We start from the raw sequence: 25147 nt of genomic DNA on the forward strand, positions 1-25147 counted from the left end.
TTTCTCAATCTATCTTTCTTAATCTAGTGGAATCAAATGTGTTTAAGTCTATCACTACAGTCTTAAAATTATCATAATTAACAAAACCATACTTGGTATCTTTAGGTTTTTTTACAAATACTTTCTTAGTATAATCAACATCAACTTTAGTTTCAAAATTGTTTTTACTAAACAAAGCTGCTAAATATGCTGCTTCATAAATAGTTGATTCAGGGATTTCAGAATTTTTAGATTTTAGAATAACGTGGCTACCAGGGATATTTTTTGCATGAAACCATAAATCATCTTTCTTAGCAAATTTAGTAGTTAAGTATTCATTTTGAAGATTATTTTTACCCACATAAATATCAAAACCATCACTTGATAAGTAATGTAGAGGTTTAGTCTTTTTGCGAGTGTCCATTTTTTTCTTTCCTGATGGTTTTTTTATATAACCATGCTCAATTAACTCGGATCGTATTTCATCTAATTCATAAAAGTCATTTACTAAATCCAAACTCACCAAGACACTTTCTAAATAGAATATTTCATTTTTCGTCTCCTCAATTTGTTTTTTTAGTATTGATGAAGCTGCTTTAAGTTTTGCATATTTTTTATAGTATTTTTGTGCATTTGCGGCAGGTGATAATGTAACATCTAATGGAATCTCTAACAGGTTTTGTTCTGGATCGTAAAAATTACTTAATTCAATGCTTGAAGCACCTTTTGGAATAGCGTGAATATTCGCTTGAAGTAGATCTGCATATATTTTATACTTTTCTCTTTCAGCACTCTCAATTAGTTCTTCATTTATTTTTGATAATTTATGTTGTGACTTTTCAATCCGATTTTCAATAATTTTACGAATATATGATGACTTTTGTTTTATTCTGTCATCTTTATCAATTTTATAATATATAAAATCAAGTAGATTAGACATGCTTTCAAAATATTTGTTATTAGAAACATCAAATTGTCTTAATGGGAAAGCATAAAAATAGTTGATCTTTCCATTATTATCAATATTGGCAGTAGGTGTAAATTCATTGTCATTAACTTTTTTAATAACATCTTCAAAAGCACTATAAATTGTAATTATTTCTGAATTACTCAAGCTTAACAATGTTCTGTCTATAATTATATTAGCAAGTGTACAAATTTCTTTTGATATAAGTGGACTTAAACCTAGGAAATTTTGGTATAGAAATTTATCTATCCTCATGTTTTTGTTATTCGAATTTATTAATTCCTTGAATATGTTGATATTTATTTCTCTAGGATCAAGTTTATTATTAGTAGGTGGGAAAACATATATAAGACCAGGCAAAACTTCTCTGACTCTTGACATATCACTATTAACACGCTTAATAGAGTCTATAATTTTATTTGAACTCTTATCTAACAATATAATATTGCTATACTTTCCCATTATCTCAACAACAATTTGCTTATAGTTTTGATAGCCTAGTTCATCTTTCCCACTTACAGTTATAATTATTACTCTATCTAATAGATGCTGTTCAATAGATGATATCCTTAGACCTTGCAAATTCTTTCTCAATAGCATACAATAAGCTGGAGCGTTGACAGGATTTTCATACGCATTATTAGTTATATATAATCTAGGATAAGTACTGCTAGCAGAAATCAGCAATTTATAATTGACACCATTATTATAAATTTGGATTATTATTTCATCTTTTTCAGGTTGATAAATCTTATCTATTCTTCCATCTTTTAATAGTGTATTTAATTCACTAACAACTGCTTTTGTTACAATTCCATCATAGGACATTGATAAATCACCATCTCTTTCTTATACAATAATACCAGATTAAAAAAGAAAGTAAAAGTTTATTAAAATATTAAAATATCTTAACAAACTATATAATAATTAATTAAAAAGAAATATAATGATATAAAAATGAGGTGATAAATTGATACGTAGCATGACTGGTTATGGGAAAAGTATATTTGAGGATTCTAATTTAAAAGTTCAATGCGAAATAAAGTCTGTCAACCACCGATACTTAGATATAAGCATTAAATTACCTAAGTATTTATTAGCACATGAAGATTTTATAAAAAAGATTACGAAGCAATATATAAATAGAGGGAAGGTAGACATATATTTCTCTTTTGATTTTTTAGATTCTTCTGTTATTAAAATTGTACCTGAAATTAATGTTGCTAAGTCTTATTTAGATGCATTTAACGAAATTAAGAGCAAATTAAATATTTCAGGAGAACTTTTTATTTCTGATTTTATTGCATTTTCAGATATTATTAAACATCAAGAACAGCAATTAGATGAAACTATTATATTAAACTCTATAAAAGTTACACTTGAAGGGGCACTTAATGATTATAATTCAATGAGATTAAAAGAAGGCAATCAATTAAAAAATGATTTTTTATTAAAAATTAAAAATATAGAAGATATAATTAGTACTATAGAAGAGATTTCATTTACTCTGGTAAAAGATTACAAAGAAAAATTAGAGCAAAGGATAAGCTCAATATTAGAAAATGTTCCAATTGATGTGGATAGATTAGCTATGGAAATAGCAGTATATGCTGACAAGTCTAGTATAGACGAAGAATTGATTAGATTGAAAAGTCATCTTATTCAGTTTAAACATATTATCGAACTTGAGGATTCAGTCGGAAGAAAATTAGATTTTTTGATTCAAGAGATAAATAGGGAATGTAATACAATAGGAAGTAAATCTACTAATTTATACATCACAAATAAAGTCGTCGAATTAAAAACAGAATTAGAGAAAATCAGAGAACAAGTTCAGAATATAGAGTGAGGAGTTGTTATATTATGTTTACTAATATTGGATTTGGGAATATGGTAGCTACAGGTAGAATTATTGTGGTTTTAAGTCCAGAATCTGCTCCAATAAAAAGAATGATACAAGAGGCAAAAGAATCTAATACACTTATTGATGCTACATATGGGAGAAGAACTAGAGCGGTATTAATTATGGACAGTGGACATGTGTTGTTATCTCCTTTACAACCAGAAACTTTAGCGCATAGATTGCAAAACAATGAATACCATGATCAAACAAAAGAGGGTGAGAGATATGAGTAAAGGATTTTTATTAGTATTATCTGGTCCTTCTGGAAGCGGTAAAGGAACAGTTGGTAAAGCTCTAATGGAGAAAAGAAGCGATATTATGTTTTCGGTTTCTGTCACAACGAGGAAACCACGTGCTGGCGAAGAAAATGGTAAAAACTACTATTTTGTTTCAGAAAAAGTATTTGAAGAAATGGTAAAAGATAATAAATTTTTAGAGTATGCATTAGTTCACAATAATTATTATGGAACTCCAAAAGATTTCGTTTATGAACAAATCGAAAAAGGAGAAATAGTTCTTTTGGAAATAGATGTACAAGGAGCGTTACAAATTAAAAGGAATTGTAAAGATGCTGTATTTATTTTTTTATTGCCACCAACTATGGATGAACTGAAAAATAGAATCGTAAAGAGAGGAACTGAAAGCGAAGAAGATATTAATACACGTTTTGAGAATGCATTCAAAGAACTAGATTTTGTTGGAGAATATGATTTCTTTGTTGTAAATGATAAAATAGAAAAAGCAGTTGAAGACATCGAAGCGATAATTCATGCTGAAAAACTGAGAGTAAAAAGACAAAAAGATATAAAACAAAAAATCATAAGTTTAGGAGGCATAATACATGAATAGAAATTTAGATGATTTTTTAAATAGTTGTGATAATAAATATGTTTTAGCCACTGTTGCAGCTAAACGAGCAAGACAAATAATTGATGGATCAAAACCTAGAGTAAATTCTGAATCTAATAAGCCGGTATGTATAGCACTTGAGGAAATTACAGCTGGGAAAGTTAAATATGAAATTCCAACCCAATATACAAGTAAGTAGGTGATAATTATGCTTGATAACAAAAACATAATCGTAGGTGTAACAGGTGGAATTGCAATATATAAAACCTTAGACTTAATTAGCAAACTAAAGAAAGAGAATGCAAATATTGAAGTCATAGTGACAAAAGCGGCTACTGAGTTTATTACACCGTTAACATTTCAAACAATGTCACAAAATAAAGTTCATTTTGATATGTTTGGTTTAGTAAATGAAATGGAAATTGAACACATTTCATTGGCAAAAAAAGCTGATGTTATACTAGTAGCACCGGCAACTGCAAATACTTTAGGTAAGATAGCAAATGGGATAGCTGATAATCTGTTAACTACAGTGATAATGGCTACCAATAAAAAAGTTGTTTTTGCGCCAGCTATGAATACACAAATGTATAAGAATCCTATTGTACAAAATAATATTATTAAATTAAAGGAATTAGGATATGAATTTATAAACCCTGGAGAAGGAAGACTAGCTTGTGGAGATGAAGGTACAGGTAAAATGGCTGAACCTATTCAAATAATCGAATATCTTAAAAACTTGTTCACTGAAAAAGACTTGATTGGTAAAAAAATCATTGTGACAGCCGGTCCAACACAGGAAGCCATTGATCCTGTTCGCTATATTACAAATAGGTCTAGTGGGAAAATGGGATATGCGATAGCAAAAGAAGCGAGTAGAAGAGGTGCTGATGTCATTCTGATAGCAGGACCAACAGATTTAGAGGTTCCAGATGGAGTAAAATTTGAAAGAATAATCACTACTCAAGAAATGTTAGAGAAGATAAACCTATATTTTGACGATGCTGACGTGCTAGTAAAAGCTGCGGCTCCTTCAGACTATAAGCCTACACATTTTTCAGATAAAAAAATTAAAAAGGAAACCGGGATAGATAAATTAGAAATAGATTTTGAGAAAAATCCAGATATAGCTGCTTATTTTGGGGCTAGAAAAAAGAATAACCAATTAATAGTAGGATTTGCCGCTGAAACAGATGACTTATATGAAAATGCAACAAAAAAAATACAATCGAAAAACCTTGACTTCATAGTTGCAAATGACGTTACAATGGAAGGTGCAGGGTTCGAAGTTGACACTAACATTGTTTCAATAATATATAAAGATGGAACTATAGAGAATTTACCAATCATGGAAAAAAGTGAATTGGCAAAGATTATTATTGACAAAATAAAGAATATATTAGAATAAAGCTAGTTAACTAGCTTTATTCTAATATAAAGGAAGTGTGATAAGTTGACACTATTAGATGTTGTCCTGTTTAGTAAAACTAAATCCTTGGACAGAACTTTTACATATAAAGTAGATAATGAAATGGCTAATAAAATTTCTATTGGATCGAGAGTATTAGTCCCATTTGGAAAATCAAATACACCAACTATTGGAGTAATTATTAATATAAATTCCAAATATCTTGATTTAGAAATATTAGATAGTGTAAAAAAAATATATTTAGTTATTGATGATACTTCTTTAATTACAAAAAATCAAATTGAACTAGCAATGTGGATAAAAAATGAGTATCTTTCTACATATATAGATGCTTTATCATTATTTTTACCTCCATCCGATATAAAAAGTATAAAATTGTATTATAGTATCAATAAAAAATTAAATTATATCCCTTCAAAAGATGATATTGAAATTATTAGAGCGTTCAAATCAAGTGATATTATTGAAGCAAGCAAATTATATAAATCATTTGGGAAAAAAGTTCAAAAGCAATTGGATAAACTAACTGATGACTTAGCATTAGAATTAAAATTTATAGTTTATAAAAATAAAAATGAAAAATTTGTGAAATTTTATTCTAAATCAAAAGATTATACTGTTGAAGAGGGGCTGAAGTTGTTATCCAAGAATGCTAACAAGCAAAGAGATATTTGGTCAAGTGAGTGGAAAAAGCAAGAAATGTCACTAAATGAGTTAATAACTAAATTTAATACTTCAAGTAATGCCGTAAATAAACTTGTTGAAAAAAAATTGTTGATTGAGAGTAATAAAATTTTGTCAAATAAAACTATAAAATCAGATATCACATCTTACAATAAACATGTATTAAACGAGGAACAAAAAAATGCTTATGATAGGATTATCAAAAGTGACAATAATTTTTTTCTACTTCACGGTATCACAGGAAGTGGTAAAACTGAGGTGTATTTGCAATTAGTTGAACAAATGGTAAAATTAAATAAGGGTTCTATTATATTAGTCCCTGAAATATCACTAACACCTCAAACTATCGAGAGATTTGTTGGCAGATTTGGTGATAGAGTTGCGGTATTGCATAGCAAACTTACTGCATCACAAAGACTTGATCAATGGAACAAGATTAAAAAAAATGAGTTAGATATAGTCATTGGAGCAAGATCGGCAATTTTTGCACCTATAAATAATCTAGGAATGATAATAATTGATGAAGAACATGAAAATAGTTATAAATCAACAATCGATCCTAAATATAATACTATTGATGTAGCTAAAAAAAGATGCCTGCTAGAAGGAAGTAAGTTAGTTCTTGGATCAGCTACTCCTTCGATTGAAAGCTATCATAATGCTAAAAATTCAGCATATGAACTATTAGAAATAAAAAATCGGATAGAATATGCTTCATTACCGGAAATTAAGGTTGTAGATATGAGGGAAGAGTTAAACACAGGGAATATGTCAATATTCAGCAGATCATTATACGAAGGAATTATATCAGCTTTGAAAAGAAAAGAACAAGTAATATTATTTCTTAATAAAAGAGGTTATTCAAGTTTTGTTTCTTGCAGAAATTGTGGTTATGTTATAAAATGTGATAGTTGTGACGTAAGCATGACAGTCCATAAACAAAAAAACAAACTAGTATGTCATTATTGTGGAAAAACTAAAAAGCATCCAAGCATATGTCCAAATTGTGGTAGTGATAAGTTCAAACAGTTTGGCATTGGAACAGAAAAATTAGAAGAGCTAACAAAAAAAGTTTTTCCTTATGCAAGGGTGAAAAGAGCTGACAGTGACACTGTAAATCAGCGAGATGATTATCAAAATATTTATAAAGCAATGAAATCTAATGATATAGACATACTAATAGGTACCCAAATGATATCAAAAGGATTTGATTTTCCTAATGTTTCACTCGTAGGTGTAGTTGCAGCTGATAGTACGATATTTTTACCAGATTATAGGTCAGCTGAAAGGTCTTTTCAGCTGATAACACAAGTATCAGGAAGAGCTGGCAGAGGTAGAGTTAGAGGCAATGTAATAGTTCAAACTTATAATCCTGATCATTACAGTATTAAATATGCAAAAGAATACGACTATGAAAATTTTTATAATTTGGAAATAAAATTGCGTAAAGAATTTCAATATCCTCCATTTGTAGATATTATCTTAATAACAATTTATGGGCCAAGCCTGAATGAAGTAAAATCTGAAATGGAAGAATATTATGATGAATTTATTTTTATTTTAAAAAATAAACAAAAAAATATATCAATGATAGGGAAACCTCATATTGCACCAATAGAAAAAATTAACAATAATTACAGATATCAATTAATTATTAAATTTGACCATTCGGAAAAAGATGAGTTATTAAAATACGTAGAGTGGGTATTTATAATAAATAGAAACAAAAAAGGATACAAATGCAACAAAATTAGCATTGACATAGATCCAGTAAGTACTTTATAGGAGGAAAAAGTTAAAAATGGCTATTAGAAATATAAGAATAGAGGGGGACCCTATTCTTCGCAAAAAATCCAAAGAAATTAAAATGATTGATGAAAAAATTATACAATTAGCTCAAGATATGATAGAGACAATGAGGAGTGCAAAAGGTCTTGGATTAGCAGCACCACAAGTAGGGATATTAAAAAGAATTATTGTTTTGGAAGAAGAGGACAATCCAACAATTGCAATTAATCCTAAGATAATTCACTCTGAAGGGGAAATAACAGATATAGAAGGATGTTTATCTATACCTGGTTATTCAGGTTATGTAAAAAGAGCTGAAAAAATTGTAGTAGAATACATTGATGAGAATAATAATAATATAAAAAGAGAAGTTTCTGGATATCTAGCAAGGGCATTTATGCATGAAATCGACCATCTTGATGGTATCTTATATATAGACAAAGCAGAAAAAATCTATAAAGATACAGAAGATGAGGTAGGTGTATAAATTTGAAAATTGTTTTTATGGGCACATCGGAATTTGCAGTTAAGCCACTAAAAAAACTTAAAGAAGCTGGCCATGATATTTTACTAGTCATTACTCAACCAGACAAGCGTAAGGGTAGAGGAAAGGTTTTTCATTCTTCGCCTGTAAAAAAAGTGGCTAGTGAACTAGGGTTAGTTGTTTATCAGCCAACAAATATTAATAGCGATGAATCGGTTAAAACAATAGCTGAATTAAAACCTGATTTTTTAGTGGTTATAGCTTATGGACAAATTTTAAAAAATGAATTATTAGGGATAGCAAAATATGAAAATATTAACATACATGCGTCTCTATTGCCTAAATATAGAGGAGCAGCCCCTATTAATTGGGCAATTGCAAATGGAGAAACAGTTACTGGGGTAACATCAATGAAAATAACAAAAGGACTTGATTCAGGCCCGATTTTATTACAACGAGAATTGCCTATCTTAGAAAGTGATGATTCTATATCATTATCAGATAAGCTTTCTGAAATGGGTGCAGAAATATTAATTGAAACTATAAACTTAATATTAACCGGTAAAGCTGTATATATTGAACAAGATAATTCTCTTTCATCATATGCCCCAATATTAACTAAAGAAATTGGCAAAATTGATTGGGGTTGGGATATAATTAGAATAAAAAATCATGTACGGGCTTTTAAACCTTGGCCTGGATCATATTTTTATTATGATGATCAGATCGTTAAAGTGAATAGTATTGATGCAATAGAAACAAATCATGATCTCATTGTAGGAACTATATATAAAATTGATAATGATGGTATATGGGTTGCTGCAAAAAATGGGTTTATTATTATAAAAGAGCTTCAATTTCCAGGAAAAAAAATGATGCTAACAAGCGAATATCTTAAAGGTAATCGCATAGAAATTGGTAAAATTGTGTAAATATGAAAGGATGATAAATATGTTTTCTTATACAGGATATTACAGTTCATGGTTTATATTTGTATTACCTGCAATTCTGTTTGCTACTTATGCACAAATGAAAATAAGTTCTTCATATAAGAAGTATTCTAAAATACCTAGTAAATCTGGGCTTACTGGTGCACAAGTCGCAAGATACATTCTCGATAAAAATGGACTAAATGAAGTCAGAATAGAACAAGTAAGAGGGGTGCTTACAGATCATTACGATCCGCGTGCTAGAGTATTGAGATTATCTCCAGAGGTATATTCGGGATCGAGTATAGCATCTGTTAGTGTTGCATCTCATGAGGTAGGACATGCAATACAGCACCAAGATGGTTATTTTCCTCTCATCCTAAGAAATACTATTGCTCCAATTGCTATGTTTGGATCTAATTTAGTATGGATTTTTATAATATTAGGATTTATCTTTAGCCCGTTTTTTATAAATTTAGGGATTGCGTTATTTATAGCTGCTGTTCTGTTCCAAATAGTAACATTACCTGTTGAATTTAATGCAAGCAGAAGAGCATTACAACAGCTCGAAAATGGTATCATTTCAAGAGATCAAATAGATCAGGCTGAGAGCATGTTAAAGGCAGCAGCATTAACATATGTAGCAGCAACTTTGGTAGCAATATCCGAGTTACTTAGATTGCTAGCTATTACTAATAGGCGTAGATAAATAATTATTAAGGATTGAGATATGACAAACACTAGAGAAATCATATTAAATATATTAAACGAATCTTTTGATAATTTTAATTTTCAAAAAAATACAATTGAGAATTATTTAATTAATATTGAAAACCAAAATGATAATAGATTAATAAAGGAAACAGTATATGGAATAGTTAAAAACTTAACATTAATAGACGATATAATTGATAGTTACTCAAAAATAAAAATTAAAAAATTGCATAAAATAGTTTTAAATTGTTTAAGAATAGGTGTTTATCAAATAATTTATCTTGATAGAGTGCCAAGTTATGCAATAATAAATGACTGTGTGAATTTAGTAAAAAAGTACACTCATGTAGGGAACGCAAAATTTGTAAATGCGATACTTAGAAATATAAATTCCGACAAAGAAAATATAAAAGAGAGTTATTCTAAATTAAATTTAAATTACAACACATTGGCGTTACTCTACTCTTTTCCAGAATATATCGTAAAGAAGTGGGCCGATGATTATGGTATTGAGTTTACTCAATATTTACTAGATAGTCTAAATTCTAAACCTAAACTAAATATTAGGGCAAATACGCTTAAAACAACACGGGACAACCTAAAAGGTTTACTAATGAAGAGGGGTTATGATTTAGAGGAAACCAAGTATTCATCTGTTGGATTAGTAGTTCATAATCCTGATAATTTATTCAAGACACTTGAATTTATTAACGGCTATTTTACAGTACAGGATGAAAGTAGTATGCTCGTAACTGAGATTGCTGGTCCTAAGGAAAAAACATTGATTTTAGACATGTGTGCTGCTCCTGGCGGGAAATCCACTCATATTGCCGAGTATCTAAGAGATAATGCTACAATCATAGCTAGGGATAAGAGTAGTAATAAAGTTCAGCTGATAAAACAGAATATTGAAAGATTAAATTTAAAATCAATAAGAACAGAGATTTTTGATGCGACAAAATTAGATAATGAATTGATAAATAAGGTTGATTATTGTTTTGTTGACGCACCTTGTTCTGGTTTGGGTTTAATAAGGCGAAAACCTGATATAAAATGGAATAGGACTATAGAAAATATAAAGGAACTAATTGAACTTCAATCGGAAATATTAGATGTGGCTTCGAAATATGTTAAAATTGATGGTGAATTGATCTACAGTACTTGTACAATAAATGATGATGAAAACATCGCACAGATAAAAAACTTCTTAATAAATCATCCAAATTATATTTTGGTCGAGTTTGATAATAGATTTTATGAATTATTCAATACAGCCAAAGATGGATATGTTCAATTATTTCCAAATGTTCATGGTACAGATGGATTTTTTATAGCAAAGTTAAAAAGAGTGGTTTAATACAAGCATTTACTGGAAAGGGATTAAATTGAAAAAAGAATTGAATGGAATATCTTACAATGATTTAGAAAAAGAAATAATTTCACTTGGAATTGAAAAGTATCGAACAAAACAAATATTTGATTTTGTTCACAACAAGAAAATTGATAATTTCAATGAAATAACAAATATACCAAAAAAATTGAGAGAAGTATTAGATGAAAATTATATCTTAAATAAAATAAAAATATATGATGTATTTAAATCTGGCGAAGATGATACTATAAAATTTCTATTTTTATTAAACGATGGGAATATTATAGAAAGTGTAATAATGAAGTATAAATATGGCTATTCTCAGTGCATATCAACTCAGGTTGGATGCAAAATGGGATGTGAGTTTTGTGCATCAACAAAAGAAGGATTTATAAGGAATCTTACTGCAGCGGAAATATTAGATCAAGTATATTGTGCTGAAGATTATATAGATATTAAAGTAAAAAACATAGTTTTAATGGGAAGCGGAGAGCCCTTAGATAATTATTCCAATGTACTTGATTTTATAAAGCTAATAAGCGATAAAAATGGACATAATACGAGCTTGAGACATATTACTTTATCTACTTGTGGAGTTGCAGATAAAATTATAGAATTGGCAAATGAAAATCTTCCAATAACTTTATCATTATCCTTACATTCTCCATTTGATGATAGAAGACAGTTGATAATGCCAATTGCGAAAAAATACAAGATAAAAAATATTATGGAAGCAGTAAGATATTATTATAAAAAGACAAATAGAAGAATTACTTTTGAATATACATTGATTGATGGGTTTAACAATAGACTAGAAGATGCAAATGAGCTTAAATCATTAATAAAAGATTTAGATGTTCATATCAATCTCATAACACTAAATCCGATAAAAGAGTTTAATTATGGTAATAATGCAAACCCAGAAATTGAAAAGTTTTACAATATCTTAATAAAGAAAGGATTAAAAGTGACTATACGCAGAGAGATGGGCTCTGATATAAGTGCTTCTTGTGGGCAACTAAAGAGAAGCGTAATCACTAGAAAAGAGGAGTGATTTGTTTGAAAGTTGGATTCTCAACAGATACTGGAAATGTAAGGTTAATAAATCAAGATAGTTTATTTGTCTCAAACTTCCACGATTCGTTTCCTTTGTTTATTGTAGCTGATGGAATGGGTGGACATAATGCTGGTGAAGTTGCGAGTAAGCTAGCAGTTAAGAAAGTTGAAGAAATATTTAAAGAAAAGTATACTACTTTTAGTAAAATAGAAGATGTGGAAGAAACTATTAAAAATTCTGTCATGGAAGCAAATAATTATATTTGCGAGCAATCAAGATTAGATTCGAATTTATTTGGCATGGGAACTACTTTGACATTGGGATTTTTATTTAAAAATATTTTTATAATAGGACATGTTGGAGACAGCAGAGCTTATATAATTCACAATAGTTCAATCAAGCAGCTTACTGAAGATCATTCTTTAGTAAGGAAATTAGTTTCAGAAGGAAGAATCACAGAAACAGAAGCTGAAAATCATCCTCAAAAAAATATAATTACTAGAGCAGTTGGCACAGACAATAACATAGAAGTTGATATAATAGAAATTCAAGTTTCAACTGGTGATATAATTTTTATTTGCAGTGACGGACTGACAAATATGGTGAAAAAAGACAAATTATTCGAGATTTTTACAAATACTGAAGATATTCAAATTGCTTGTGATGAATGTGTTAGATTAGCAAAAGCAAATGGTGGATACGACAATATAACTGTGATTGGTATAAGATTTTAGTGAGGTGAAAAGATGATAGGTAAAATGTTAGGCAATAGATATGAAATTTTAGAACAAATAGGCATTGGTGGAATGTCTGTTGTTTATAAAGCGAAATGCCATTTGCTAGATAGGTATGTAGCCATAAAGGTTTTAAAAGAAGATTTGACAAATGATGAAGAATTTATAAAAAAATTTCGCAAAGAATCACAGGCTGCAGCCAGTTTATCTCATCCAAATATTGTAAATATATACGATGTTGGATATGATAAAATTGACGGTAAAGATATTCATTATATTGTTATGGAATATATAAATGGCAAAACTTTAAAAGAGGTAATCACAGAAAAGGGGAAACTTAGTGAACTTGAAGCATTAGATTATTCAACCCAAATAGCTGAAGCTCTTAAACATGCACATAAGAATCATATTATTCATAGAGATATAAAACCTCACAACATAATGATAACTGAAGATAATATTGTTAAAGTAACTGATTTTGGAATAGCAAGAGCAGTAACTTCATCTACTATCACAACAACATCTAACGTTTTAGGCTCAGTACATTACTTTTCACCAGAACAAGCACGTGGTGGATATACTGATGAAAAATCGGATATTTATTCTCTGGGTATTGTCATGTATGAAATGTTGACAGGGAAAGTTCCCTTTAATGGAGAAACGCCTATTGGAGTTGCTTTAAAACATGTTCAAGACGAAATTATACCACCTATTTTAGAGAACCCAAATATATCTCCTTCTTTCAATAAGATAATATTAAAATGTGTTCAAAAAAGGCAAAGCGATAGATACCAAAATGTAGATGAACTATTGGTAGACTTGAAGAACATATACGTAAATAAAAATGGAGTAAGTAGTGATATAACTACTGATGAAACTCTTGATATGACAAGATTAATACCTCCAGTTAGTGATAAAATATTAAACAATGAGAATAAGAACAAAAAGAACAATATCAACAGAAATACCAAGGGGGAAACTCACACAAAGAAAAAAACAACGGTTGTGGCAATTATTTCAGCCTTTATATTAACTTCATTATTATTTGTAGGATATCTACAACTAAGAAATAGTTTCAGTAATGATGATTACATTGTTACTCCAAAATTAATTGGCATTTCAGAGGAAGAAGCAAGAAAAAAAGCTGAAGATATGGGGTTTGAGCTAGATATAGTTGATAGAGTTCAAAGTAGTGATTTTGAGGAAGGTATCATTATTTCTCAAAATGTAGAAGAAGGAGTTAAAATAAAACCTGGTTATCCAATTGGAGTAGTCATTAGTTTAGGTTCTGAAAATGTTGAAGTTCCAAATCTCGTTAACAAGTCAATAACAGAAGCGGAAAGGCTATTAAAAGAGGCTGGTCTTAAACTAGGGAATAATATTGATTACGAATTTCATGATTCTATTCCAATTGATTATGTGATTTCACAAAGCATAGAACCATATACTGCTATAGCACCAAACACAAGGGTTGATTTAGTTATAAGTAAAGGGCCTGAGGTAGAAGAAGCAATAATGATACAACTAGTTGGAGAAAATGTAAATAAAGCGATATCAGAAATTAAAAATCTAGGGCTAGCAATAGGTGATATTAAATATGAATCAAGTGACAACTACGCAGCCAATATAGTGATGGAACAATCTGAGGAGCCTGGATCTACTTTAAAACCAGGTACGAAAATAAATTTGAAAGTAAGTTCTGGGCCAGCTTCCACTCCACCATCTGATCCAAATGTACCAGGAGGAGAAGAAACGCCTGGAGCTGAAGAATTCTCTATTAATTTAACAGTTACTCCTTTTGCAGATAAAGATGAAACTGAGATAACAATAATTAGAAAACAAGACGGTGATACATCTACTGTTTATACTAAAAAACATAAATCAACAGATGGAACATTTGATATACCAGTAACAGGTAAAAAAGGTGCTGTTTTTGAAGTATATTATGATGGTATATTTCAATATAGCAAGAGTATTGAGGGCTAATATGACAGATGGGATTATTATAAAGGGTATTGGTGGTTTTTATTATGTTGACATAGGTCATAATATTGTTGAATGTAGGGCAAGAGGTTTATTTAGAGAACAAAATATTGAACCACTAGTTGGAGATAGAGTTTTAATTAGATTTAACAAAGAAGACAATAGAGGATATATTGAAGAAATATATCCTCGAGATACTGTTCTAACAAGGCCACCTATTTCAAATGTAACTCAATTAATCATAGTTATGAGTATAGCGAATCCTAAAATTAATTTATGGTTTTTAGATAGGTTAATTGTAATAGGGCATGATGCAAATTTAAACGTAATTATTTGTATAAATAAATCAGATATTGACAATGAAATGGCAGATAAAATTACTTATATGTACAGAAACATAGGATATAAAACTATTAAGACTAGTACAAAAACAAGAGAAGGTATTGATAAGTTAAATAGTTTATTGCAAAATCAAATCAGTGTATTCTCAGGTCCATCTGGAGTTGGAAAAACATCCTTACTAAATGCTATTAATCCAGCATTAAATTTAAAAACAGGAGAAATTAGCAAGAAATTATCAAGAGGCAAGCATACAACAAGGCATGTAGAATTATTTAAATTGCAAGAAAACACTTTTATATCTGATACTCCTGGATTTAGTAGTCTTGACATAAATCATATCGATGCAAATAAACTTAATACCTACTTCATAGACATATATAAAAGTTCGCAGAAATGTAAATATAGTGATTGCTTGCATATTAATGAACCTGATTGCTTTGTAATAAATCAAGTCAAAAATAATGAAATATATAAATCAAGATACGATAATTATGTGTCTATGTTAAATGAAATTAAAAATCGTAGGAGGTTTTAATGTGACAAAAATTGCACCTTCAATCTTATCTGCAGATTTTTTAAATTTAAAACAAGAAATTCAAGACATTTCATTAGGTGGAGCTGATCTCATACATTTAGATGTAATGGATGGAAATTATGTGCCTAATATAACTTTTGGTATGCCAATCATTAAGAGTATAAAAAAAATCAGTTCTATACCATTAGATGTTCATTTAATGATCGATAAACCAGAAAGATATATAGACGATTTTATAGACGCTGGTGCAGATATATTAACTATACACGCAGAAGCAACGACTCATTTGCATAGAACAATTCAACTAATTAAGTCAAGAGGTATAAAAGCTGGCGTTTCTTTAAATCCAGCTACTCCTCTCGATGTACTAGAATATATTATGGACGAATTAGATCTGATATTATTAATGTCTGTCAATCCCGGGTTTGGAGGTCAAAGTTTTATAAAAGCAGTAGAAAGGAAGATACAAACTTTAAAAAATCGAATTAGTGCAGATTATTCTAATGTTTTAATTGAAGTAGATGGTGGTATAAAACTTGACAATGCAAAACATATTGCAGATTTAGGAGCTGATATATTAGTAATTGGTTCAGATATATTTTCGTATAATGATGTAAGAGCTCGTACAGAACAATTTAAAATTCTGGTAAGTGAATAATATATATTGTTAATTTATCACTAATATGATATATTAAAATTAATTGAATAGGCTTTAACACTAGGGGGGCATTAGCTGAGAGAGGATTTTATCCCGACCCTTATAACCTGAACTAGGTAATACTAGCGTAGGAAAGTGTGTATAGAAATATACTCATTGAAAATCTCTCAATGAGTTTTTTTTATAAAAAAGGAGGAATAAAAATGAAAAGGAAAACAAATGTATTGATGCTTGCTGAAGGAGGCATGATGATTGCATTATCAATTTTACTAGGATACATCGAAATATATCAAATGCCAAATGGGGGAAGTGTATCTGCAGGGAAAATGATACCAATAATTATTTATTCATTAAGATGGGGAGTATTACCTGGGATTTCTGTTGGAGCAATTTATGGAATATTGGATTTTATTTTGAAACCTTTTTTCTTTCATCCAATTCAGCTACTCTTAGATTACCCGATAGCATTTGGAATCTTAGGGATTGCAGGGTTTGCAAAAATAAGATCAGATCAAAAAAATGGATATTTCCCTATGATATTATGGACTACTTTAGCTGTATTAGGTAGGTTGATTTCCCATGTTATATCAGGAGTAGTTTTTTTCTCAGAATACGCAGGGAGTCAAAATCCAATTGTTTATTCGTTTATATACAATGCAACATATTTAGTCCCTGAATTGATTATTTCTTTAATAGTATTGATTATTATTTGGAAACCATTAAAAAATTATATTGTAAACAACAGGCAAAGATAGGTGAAAAAATGAAAGCTCTAATAGTATCAGGTGGTAATGAATTAAATGAAGACAAATTAACATCTCTTTATGAGCAAAATGATATTATAATAGCAGCAGATTCAGGAGTAGAGCAATTACTCAAAATAAATAAATTACCTGATTATTTAGTAGGGGATCTAGATTCGATAAGTGAAAAATCAATATTATATTTAAAATCAAAAGGAGTTAATACTATTGTATATCCAAAAGAAAAGAATAAATCAGATACAGAAATAGCAATTGAATTAATATTATCTAAAAAACCTGAAAATATTACATTAGTGAGTGCAACTGGGTCAAGATTAGATCACTCCCTTGCTAATATATTTCTTTTAAAAAAATTATCAGATTTAAATATAGACACCCAAATCATAGATAATAATAATATAATCAAACTTATTAGACCAGAACAAATAGTTTTAAAAGATGAGTCTTTTGATTATATATCAATAATCCCTATTTGCCTAGAAGGAATTGTTATAACTTTAAATGGTTTTCATTATAATCTTATAAGAGAACATATCGAGTTTGGTTCAAGTCATGGTGTTAGCAATGAACTAGATAAAGATGAAGGGCATATTATAAAACACAGCGGAGAAGGTTTATTGATCCTTTCTAAAGACTAAATAAAAAAGCTTACCGTTTTTTCTAAAAACTGTAAGCTTTTTTAAAAATTGCTACTATATTGCTCTTTGAACATTTCCTGATCTTAAACATCTCGTGCAAACATTTAATCTCTTTGTCGTGCCATCAACTACTACTTTTACTTTTCTAACATTTGGAGACCATGTCCTTGAGCTCTTCTTATTGGAGAAAGTAACTTTATTTCCAAACGATTTAGTTTTACCACATATTTCACATCTTTTACTCATGAAAACACCTCCCAAAACAATATATCAATAATATCTCTACTGCAACAACTTGTATTGTACCATAATAATCGTATTAATTGCAAGTAAATAATGAATGTTTGGTTTTTTAGTTGAATATTTATTTATATTATTGTAGAATGTTAAAGATAAGATATTTAGGGAGGTAGTATTTTGCCATTTATAATAAAAAATGAAATTGGCTCTATTTTTATTGAGGATACTGTAATTCAAGAAATAGTAGGCATGGCGGTTATCGAAAGCTATGGAGTTGTAGATAAAGCTTCCAAAGACTCTTTTGAAGAGATATTTAGTTATTTTGGATTTGACCCGTCCTATAAGGGTATAAAAATTACAATAAATAATAATAATGTTGATGTTGACATATATCTTATTCTAGAATATGGAATAAAAATACCTGCTGTATGTCAAAATATAATTGAAAGAGTAAAATATAATCTGAAATTTTATACTGACATTAGTATTGATGATGTCAATATATTTGTCCAAGGTATCAGAACTGAAATGGATCTTTAATATTAGGAGGGACACAAGTTGATAAATATTTTTATAGATGGTTGGAAACTTAAAGCAATCTTAGAAACTAGTTATAACTATCTCGATAAAAACAAAGAAATTGTTAATGCTCTAAATGTATTTCCTGTACCAGATGGTGATACAGGCACAAATATGAGTTTGACTATGAGATCAGCAATAAATAATGTAGAAAAGGTTATTGAAAATGATGCCTCTAAAGTGATACAGGCTGCAAGCCAAGGCTCTTTAATGGGTGCAAGAGGGAATTCAGGTGTTATTTTATCCCAATTGTTTAGAGGATTTAGCATTGGAGTTAATGATAAAAAAGAAATAGATGCACAAACAATCGCTTTAGCAATGAAGAAAGCTTCAGAGACTGCTTATAAAGCTGTTATGAAGCCTACTGAAGGAACTATTTTGACTATAGCCAGAGAATGTGGAGAATATGCAATGGAGATTTGTGAGAGCGTAAACGACATTAATGAACTGATAGAATTAGTTATTGTTCATGGAAATAAAGTTTTAGAAAAAACTCCTGATATGTTGCCAGTATTGAAACAAGCAAATGTAGTGGATGCTGGGGGAAAAGGTTTATTGATGCTTATGGAAGGTGCCTTAGAATTTTTATTAGGAGATGTAACTACAATAGTAGAGAAATCAATGTCATCACCAACGGTACAAAATATTTCTTTAAAGCGCCAAAGAATTGACACTGATGATATTAAATTTGGGTACTGCACAGAATTTATTATTGTTACAAATCATCAAGACATTGATGGCTTTAGAGATAAACTATCATTTTACGGCGATTCATTGCTAGTTGTTGGTGCTGATGGGATTATAAAAGTTCATATACACACTAATAATCCAGGAGAAGTTCTTGAAAAAGCATTGCAATTAGGAGAACTTAGAGATATAAAAATAGATAATATGCGATATCAACATGAAGAAATTCTATTAAAAGATGAATTGAGAAAAATAGAAGTTGATAGAGGTGAACCAGAAAAAAAATACTACGTTATTTCAGTATCTACCGGTGAAGGATTAAATGAATTATTCAAAAGCTTAAATGTTGACTATATAATAACTGGTGGGCAAACCATGAATCCTAGCATTGAAGATATTCTAAGGGCTATAGAGAAATCAAATGCAAAGAACATAATCATATTACCAAATAATAGTAATATATTGTTAGCTGCTGAACAAGCTAAGAATGTTAGTAATAGAAATGTTTATATAGTTCCATCAAAGAATATTGCGCAAGGGATATCTGCAATGGTAGCATTTGATCCTGATAAAGAGTTAAATGAGAATATAAATAATATGAACAGTGCTATTTCAAAGGTAATATCAGCCCAGGTAACTTACTCAGTGAGAGATACTCAATTAAATGGTAAAATAATTAAAAAAGGAAATATAATTGGAGTTACTGATAAAGACATATTAGTAGTAGGAGAAGACATAAATGAAGTGTCTGAAAAATTGATAGAAAAATTAATAAATGATGATATTTCTGTATTGACAATTATTTATGGAGAAGATGTCGATAAGAATAGAGCAGAGGACTTAATTAAACGCTTAGAAACTAAGTTTGATGAATTAGAAATAGATCTAGTTGAAGGGAATCAACCAATATATTATTATATATTTTCGCTAGAATAATTAAAAAACCCTACCTATAGGTAGGGTTTATTTGGAGTGGTAAACTATATGAATAATCTTAAGAAAAATGTTAGATACGTTACAAACGTTGGACCAAAGCGTGCTGAAAAATTAAATAAGTTAAATATATATTCAGTAGAAGATCTGATCTTTTTCTTTCCGAGAACATATGAAGATAGAACTATTATAAAATCGATTGATGAGTTTGACAATAATGAAACAGTGAATTGCATAGTTACTATAAAATCAAATCCAACAATTTCCCACTTAAGAAATAATTTAAAATTATTAAAAGTAATAGCTACTAACGGTGATAATGAGGTATCTCTAGTATGGTTTAATCAAACTTACTTAAAAAATAAAATAAATGTGGGTGAAAAATATTTTTGCAGAGGGAAGATAACTAAAAACAAGTATGAAATACAAATACAAAATCCTGAGATAGAGCCTTTTGCAAATAATAACTCATTCATTTCAATAGTACCAATTTATTCTTTAACAGATGGTCTTAGTAATAAGGAATTAATAAAAATTATAAAAAATTGTTTAGATGAATATTTAATGTATGTTGTAGATATATTGCCGGATGACCTACGAAATAATTATAATTTAATGAATAAACAAGCTGCAATAAAAGCTTTACATTTCCCTAATAACATGGCAGAGTTAGAAAAAGCAAGAAAAACTCTTGCATATGAAGAATTGTTAGTATTGCAATTAACTTTGAGCTCTATAAAAATTAAAGATAAAGAGGAAAATGGGATTAGTTTCTCTAGGAATGATAAATTAAATATTTTTATAAACAATTTACCATTTGAATTGACTAAATCTCAAAAAGATGTAGTAGATGAAATTTTAAATGATATGTCGCAGGGAAAGCAAATGAATCGTTTAGTTCAAGGTGATGTTGGTTCAGGGAAAACAGTTATAAGCGCCATAGCAATGTTTAATGCAGTATTAAATGGTTATCAAGCTACTATGATGGCACCTACAGAGATTCTTGCATTACAACATTATGAAACATTATCTTTTTTATTCAATAAAATAGAAATAAAAATTGAAGTACTAACTAGTAGTACCAATAAAAAGAGAAAAGAAAACATACTGAAAGGTTTAGCTTTAGGTGAGATAGATATTTTAATTGGTACACATTCAATAATACAAGAAAATGTACTATTTAAAAACCTTGGTTTAGTTGTTACTGATGAACAACATAGATTTGGAGTTAATCAGAGGATGAAGCTTGCAGCAAAAGGTAATTCGCCTGACATATTGGTAATGACTGCAACTCCAATACCTAGAAGTCTTGGTTTGATTTTATATGGTGATCTAGATATATCAACTATTAAAGAATTACCCCCAGGTAGGCAAAAAATTGAAACTTTTGTGATGAGTACGAATAAAGAGAATGAAGTATTTAGCTTTATTAATAAACAGATTGAAGAAGGGCACCAAGCATATATTGTTTGTCCATTAATTGAGTCAAATAATATGGATAATTTAAATTCAGCTGAAAGTGTATACAGTAAAATAGTTGATACATTTGGAGATAAATATATTTGTGGCTTGATACATGGAAAGTTAAACCAAAAAGAAAAAGAAAAAGTTATGGACGATTTTAAAAATGGAATAATAAAGATTTTAGTTTCCACTACAGTTATCGAAGTAGGGGTAAATGTGGCTAATGCAAATACTATGGTAATTTATAATGCAGATAGATTTGGACTTTCTCAACTCCATCAATTAAGAGGAAGGGTTGGGAGATCATCTCACAAATCTTACTGTATTCTATTGAATGATAATTTTAGCAAAATTTCTAGAGAGAGAATGAGAGTTTTGCAATCGACAAATGATGGCTTTGAAATTTCAGAAAAAGATTTGTACTTAAGAGGCCCTGGTGATTTTTTTGGGACTAAACAACATGGATTACCTCAATTAAAAATTGCAAATTTATTTAGAGATATAAATATTTTAAAAGTAGCTCAAAATGATGCAAAACTTATTCTTGAAGAAAATAGGTTACTTAACAATGCGAATTATGGGTTGTTAAGAAATAAAGTTGATAAATTAATAGATAGTATAGATAACGAAATAATACTTAATTGATCTTGGTGGTGTTTTAAATGAGAGTTATATCTGGCAAGAGAAAAGGGAAAAAATTATGTGGGCCTAAATCTAATAATATAAGGCCTACTGAAGATCGTATTAAAGAATCCATGTTTAACATAATTAGCCCAATTATAGAAAAAGCTATAGTACTAGATTTATTTGCAGGGACTGGAAGCATTGGGATAGAATTTTTAAGCAGGGGTGCTGAAAAAGCTATATTTGTTGATAATTCAATAGGTAGCATTCAGTTAATAAATAAAAATCTGAATTTAACAGGTTTTGAGGCTGATGCGACTGTTATTAAAATGGATGGATTAAAAGCATTAAATATATTTTCAGATAAAGGTTTAAAATTTGATTATATTTTTATAGATCCCCCTTATGACAATATAGAACTATACAATAAAGCCTTAGAAAAAATATCTTCATTGAATATATTGAAAAATAATGGTATTCTTATAGCAGAACATAATGTTAGTTTATTGCTCAGAGAGAAATATGGGGATTTAATGATTACTGACATTCGAAAATACGGAAATAAATTGATGACTTATTTTAAATATTATGAGGTGACTACCAAATGAAAGTAATTTACCCTGGGAGTTTTGATCCTATAACATTTGGACATTTAGATATAATTAAAAGATGCTCCCAAAAGTTTGACAAAACAGTAATTGCTGTTTTAAATAATCAGAATAAAAATAGTTTATTCAGCGTAGAAGAAAGAATAGATTTAATAAAAGAAGTCACTCGAGACATAGATAATATAGAAGTTCTATCCTTTTCTGGCTTATTAACTGAATTTGCTAAAAGTATTGATTGCCCAACCATAATCAGAGGATTAAGAGCAGTATCTGATTATGAGTATGAATTACAAATGGCATTAATTAACAAAAAATCTTATCCTGATTTAGAGACTCTATTTATGGTAGCTTCTTCTGATGTTTCATTTTTAAGTTCGAGTATCATAAAGGAAATAGCTTCTTATGGTGGAGATGTTAAATGCTTTGTACCTAAAGTTGTAGAAAATGCACTTGTAAAAAAATATGAAGGGAGAGTTTGACTATGGACTTATTAGAATTAATAGATGAAATTGAAGATATTGTTGAAGCTGGAACGTCTGTTCCTCTGACAAATAAAGTAATGGTAAATAAAGAAGAAATTATGGAATTATTAAGAGAAATAAGGATTAAACTCCCAGATGAAATAAAACAAGCTGCTTGGATAAAAGAAGAAAGAGAGAGGATAATTTCTCAAGCACAAGAAACTGCTGAAAATATACTTAACGATACACAACTGAAGTTGGAGCAAATGATTAATAAAGAGGAAGTCCTTAAAAATGCAAATCAAAAAGCAAATGACATAATTAGAAAAGCACAATTAAGTGCTGAAGAAATTAGGAATGGAGCATTAGATTATGCAGATGAATTGCTTTATGAGACACAGGAGAGATTGAAAGAATTAATTCAACTTCTTAATGAAAATAGAAAAGAACTCAAAATAATATCAGATGAAGCTAAAGATATAACTAAGTAGATAGGAACCTATCTACTTAGTTATATATGGTGTTGTTTGAATGTCTTTATTTAAGATTGGCTGTGCGGGGCACAGACCATAGTAGTAAATATTTGTAGCCAATATTTCCTTTTTAATTGCAATGTCATTTTTAAGACTATCTATCTTTTTATAATCTGCGAATTTATTTAACACAATTAAATCAGAGACTTTGCTTATCTTGTTTAGTAATTCAAAACCCTTTTGGTTAGCACCTAATATTCTAATGTATTTAGGAGTTGAGCTAAAATAGTTATCAGTGTCTTCTTTTTTTGTGTTTAAAATTAATTGCAACAAAGTGCGTCTTATTCTTGAACGAGTATGTGTTTTTGATGCTACCATTCCTATAAATTCCTCATAATTTGTAGATTTAAATGCTTTTTCAATAATTCTGTTCTCCAACCCATCCTTAATGCCAAATTGATTTTTTAAATTCTCTCTGTCAGTATTTAACAGTAAATAATTTAATGTTGTATAATAATTATCTAACTTATTAAATGTTTTATATTCTTTGAAGAATTGCTCTAATACTACAAAAGTATTCTCAGGAACTAAATTATAGCTTTTATACAATCCTTTACCAAAAATATTTTTTCTAATAGCACTTGCTGAGGCATATCCATTGGAAATATTATTATCATTATAACCGTGACCTTTTCTTTTAATAGTTATCGGTTTTATATCGGATTCTAATTTTCTCAAAGCTTTGAGGTATTCAACAGCTAGGATATTGTTTGGATTTTTTAATATATCGCTTATTTTAACATTATACACATCTAAAAAATATTGTTTGATAGCATTGTTTCTAGAAACAGGGTAAGATATTCCAGAAGCTAAATTTGATTTAAGCTCTTTTTTGTAATAGTATGGTTCTTCCACAAGTACATTAGCGATTTCTATCAGAATGTCTAATTCACCCAACTCACTTCCAAATGCAATATAATCAACGATATTTAATTTTTCAAGTATGCGTACAGAACCATAAGCAAATAGTTCAGCAGTCTGAACTGATGATAAATAAGGGAGTTCTATAACTAAATCAACACCATTATCTATTGCCATTTTAGCTCTCGACCATTTGTCAACGATTGCTGGTTCTCCTCTTTGAACAAATGAACTACTCATAATACATATGCTATGGGAAGCATTTGTTAACTCTTTTGCTTGATTTAAGTGAAATAAATGTCCAAAATGAAAAGGATTATATTCAGTTATTAACGCAACTGTTCTCAT

At 29.3% G+C, this 25147-nt stretch carries 26 protein-coding genes and 1 riboswitch; of the genes, 23 read left to right on the top strand and 3 right to left on the bottom strand.

Translation table 11 applies throughout. The features are described 5' to 3' along the window. Positions 1-4: 4 nt before the first annotated feature. Positions 5-1774, bottom strand: coding sequence for an Rqc2 family fibronectin-binding protein (locus E4100_RS08030; RefSeq protein ID WP_135271528.1), 1770 nt, complete (start codon positions 1772-1774; stop codon positions 5-7). Between the two features lie 142 nt (positions 1775-1916). Here E4100_RS08030 and E4100_RS08035 point away from each other — a divergent pair, with 142 nt between their 5' ends. The 17 genes from E4100_RS08035 (at position 1917) to E4100_RS08115 (ending at position 17809) form a co-directional block, all read left to right on the top strand. Next, on the top strand, positions 1917-2795 hold the full coding sequence (locus E4100_RS08035; RefSeq protein ID WP_135271529.1) for a YicC/YloC family endoribonuclease: 879 nt from the start codon (positions 1917-1919) through the stop codon (positions 2793-2795). 14 nt (positions 2796-2809) lie between these two features. Beyond that, positions 2810-3082 (top strand): DUF370 domain-containing protein, encoded by a 273-nt coding sequence (locus E4100_RS08040; RefSeq protein ID WP_135271530.1) that lies wholly within the window; start codon positions 2810-2812, stop codon positions 3080-3082. Next, positions 3075-3698: a guanylate kinase gene (gene gmk, locus E4100_RS08045; RefSeq protein ID WP_135271531.1), complete on the top strand. Its 624-nt coding sequence runs from the start codon at positions 3075-3077 to the stop codon at positions 3696-3698. The genes E4100_RS08040 and gmk overlap by 8 nt, the downstream gene beginning before the upstream one ends. Next, the gene (rpoZ, locus tag E4100_RS08050; RefSeq protein WP_135271532.1) at positions 3691-3897 is read left to right on the top strand and encodes a DNA-directed RNA polymerase subunit omega; all 207 of its coding nucleotides are present in this window, start codon (positions 3691-3693) and stop codon (positions 3895-3897) included. The genes gmk and rpoZ overlap by 8 nt, the downstream gene beginning before the upstream one ends. A gap of 9 nt (positions 3898-3906) precedes the next feature. Next, positions 3907-5106, top strand: a complete 1200-nt coding sequence (gene coaBC, locus E4100_RS08055) for a bifunctional phosphopantothenoylcysteine decarboxylase/phosphopantothenate--cysteine ligase CoaBC (RefSeq protein WP_135271533.1) — start codon at positions 3907-3909, stop codon at positions 5104-5106. Positions 5107-5151: 45 nt separating this feature from the next. Continuing rightward, on the top strand, positions 5152-7596 hold the full coding sequence (gene priA, locus E4100_RS08060; RefSeq protein ID WP_135271534.1) for a primosomal protein N': 2445 nt from the start codon (positions 5152-5154) through the stop codon (positions 7594-7596). A 16-nt stretch (positions 7597-7612) separates the two neighbouring features. After that, positions 7613-8086, top strand: a complete 474-nt coding sequence (gene def, locus E4100_RS08065) for a peptide deformylase (RefSeq protein ID WP_135271535.1) — start codon at positions 7613-7615, stop codon at positions 8084-8086. Between the two features lie 2 nt (positions 8087-8088). Next, positions 8089-9015, top strand: coding sequence for a methionyl-tRNA formyltransferase (gene fmt, locus E4100_RS08070; RefSeq protein ID WP_209315319.1), 927 nt, complete (start codon positions 8089-8091; stop codon positions 9013-9015). Positions 9016-9034: 19 nt separating this feature from the next. Beyond that, complete coding sequence (locus E4100_RS08075) at positions 9035-9721, top strand: zinc metallopeptidase (RefSeq protein ID WP_209315320.1); 687 nt, start codon at positions 9035-9037, stop codon at positions 9719-9721. A gap of 21 nt (positions 9722-9742) precedes the next feature. Continuing rightward, positions 9743-11083, top strand: a complete 1341-nt coding sequence (gene rsmB, locus E4100_RS08080; protein ID WP_135271536.1) for a 16S rRNA (cytosine(967)-C(5))-methyltransferase RsmB — start codon at positions 9743-9745, stop codon at positions 11081-11083. A gap of 28 nt (positions 11084-11111) precedes the next feature. After that, positions 11112-12152, top strand: a complete 1041-nt coding sequence (rlmN, locus tag E4100_RS08085; RefSeq protein WP_135271537.1) for a dual-specificity RNA methyltransferase RlmN — start codon at positions 11112-11114, stop codon at positions 12150-12152. Positions 12153-12157: 5 nt separating this feature from the next. Continuing rightward, entirely contained in the window at positions 12158-12889 is a 732-nt protein-coding gene (locus tag E4100_RS08090; RefSeq protein WP_135271538.1) for a Stp1/IreP family PP2C-type Ser/Thr phosphatase, read from the top strand. 12 nt (positions 12890-12901) lie between these two features. Beyond that, positions 12902-14875 carry a Stk1 family PASTA domain-containing Ser/Thr kinase gene (pknB, locus tag E4100_RS08095; protein WP_135271539.1) on the top strand — a complete coding sequence of 658 codons (1974 nt, stop codon included), beginning with the start codon at positions 12902-12904 and terminating at the stop codon, positions 14873-14875. Position 14876: 1 nt separating this feature from the next. Continuing rightward, positions 14877-15749 carry a ribosome small subunit-dependent GTPase A gene (gene rsgA / locus E4100_RS08100; protein ID WP_135271540.1) on the top strand — a complete coding sequence of 291 codons (873 nt, stop codon included), beginning with the start codon at positions 14877-14879 and terminating at the stop codon, positions 15747-15749. 1 nt (position 15750) lies between these two features. Then, a complete protein-coding gene (gene rpe, locus E4100_RS08105; protein WP_135271541.1) occupies positions 15751-16407 on the top strand; it encodes a ribulose-phosphate 3-epimerase in 657 nt (218 codons plus the stop codon). Between the two features lie 52 nt (positions 16408-16459). Further along, positions 16460-16558: riboswitch (TPP riboswitch) on the top strand. Between the two features lie 52 nt (positions 16559-16610). Beyond that, a complete protein-coding gene (gene thiT, locus E4100_RS08110) occupies positions 16611-17162 on the top strand; it encodes an energy-coupled thiamine transporter ThiT (RefSeq protein WP_135271542.1) in 552 nt (183 codons plus the stop codon). An 8-nt stretch (positions 17163-17170) separates the two neighbouring features. After that, positions 17171-17809 carry a thiamine diphosphokinase gene (locus E4100_RS08115; protein ID WP_135271543.1) on the top strand — a complete coding sequence of 213 codons (639 nt, stop codon included), beginning with the start codon at positions 17171-17173 and terminating at the stop codon, positions 17807-17809. Positions 17810-17863: 54 nt separating this feature from the next. On the opposite strand, the gene rpmB is transcribed toward E4100_RS08115, so the two are convergent. After that, a complete protein-coding gene (rpmB, locus tag E4100_RS08120) occupies positions 17864-18055 on the bottom strand; it encodes a 50S ribosomal protein L28 (RefSeq protein WP_135271544.1) in 192 nt (63 codons plus the stop codon). Between the two features lie 171 nt (positions 18056-18226). Between rpmB and E4100_RS08125 the strand changes: the two genes are divergently transcribed. Genes E4100_RS08125 through E4100_RS08150 form a run of 6 tightly spaced genes read left to right on the top strand, consistent with a single transcriptional unit; the run spans position 18227 to position 23896 of the window. Beyond that, positions 18227-18589, top strand: coding sequence for an Asp23/Gls24 family envelope stress response protein (locus E4100_RS08125; RefSeq protein ID WP_135271545.1), 363 nt, complete (start codon positions 18227-18229; stop codon positions 18587-18589). Between the two features lie 18 nt (positions 18590-18607). Continuing rightward, positions 18608-20251, top strand: coding sequence for a DAK2 domain-containing protein (locus tag E4100_RS08130; RefSeq protein WP_345702331.1), 1644 nt, complete (start codon positions 18608-18610; stop codon positions 20249-20251). 48 nt (positions 20252-20299) lie between these two features. Then, positions 20300-22357, top strand: coding sequence for an ATP-dependent DNA helicase RecG (gene recG, locus E4100_RS08135; protein WP_135271546.1), 2058 nt, complete (start codon positions 20300-20302; stop codon positions 22355-22357). A gap of 17 nt (positions 22358-22374) precedes the next feature. Beyond that, positions 22375-22944: a 16S rRNA (guanine(966)-N(2))-methyltransferase RsmD gene (gene rsmD / locus E4100_RS08140; protein WP_135271547.1), complete on the top strand. Its 570-nt coding sequence runs from the start codon at positions 22375-22377 to the stop codon at positions 22942-22944. Beyond that, entirely contained in the window at positions 22941-23423 is a 483-nt protein-coding gene (coaD, locus tag E4100_RS08145; protein ID WP_135271548.1) for a pantetheine-phosphate adenylyltransferase, read from the top strand. The genes rsmD and coaD overlap by 4 nt, the downstream gene beginning before the upstream one ends. Before the next feature lie 2 nt (positions 23424-23425). After that, positions 23426-23896 (top strand): ATPase, encoded by a 471-nt coding sequence (locus E4100_RS08150; protein ID WP_135271549.1) that lies wholly within the window; start codon positions 23426-23428, stop codon positions 23894-23896. Between the two features lie 12 nt (positions 23897-23908). On the opposite strand, the gene E4100_RS08155 is transcribed toward E4100_RS08150, so the two are convergent. Then, positions 23909-25147 (bottom strand): nucleotidyltransferase, encoded by a 1239-nt coding sequence (locus E4100_RS08155; RefSeq protein WP_135271550.1) that lies wholly within the window; start codon positions 25145-25147, stop codon positions 23909-23911.

The organism is Soehngenia longivitae (assembly GCF_004684055.1).
GTDB classification, from domain to species: domain Bacteria; phylum Bacillota; class Clostridia; order Tissierellales; family Tissierellaceae; genus Soehngenia; species Soehngenia longivitae.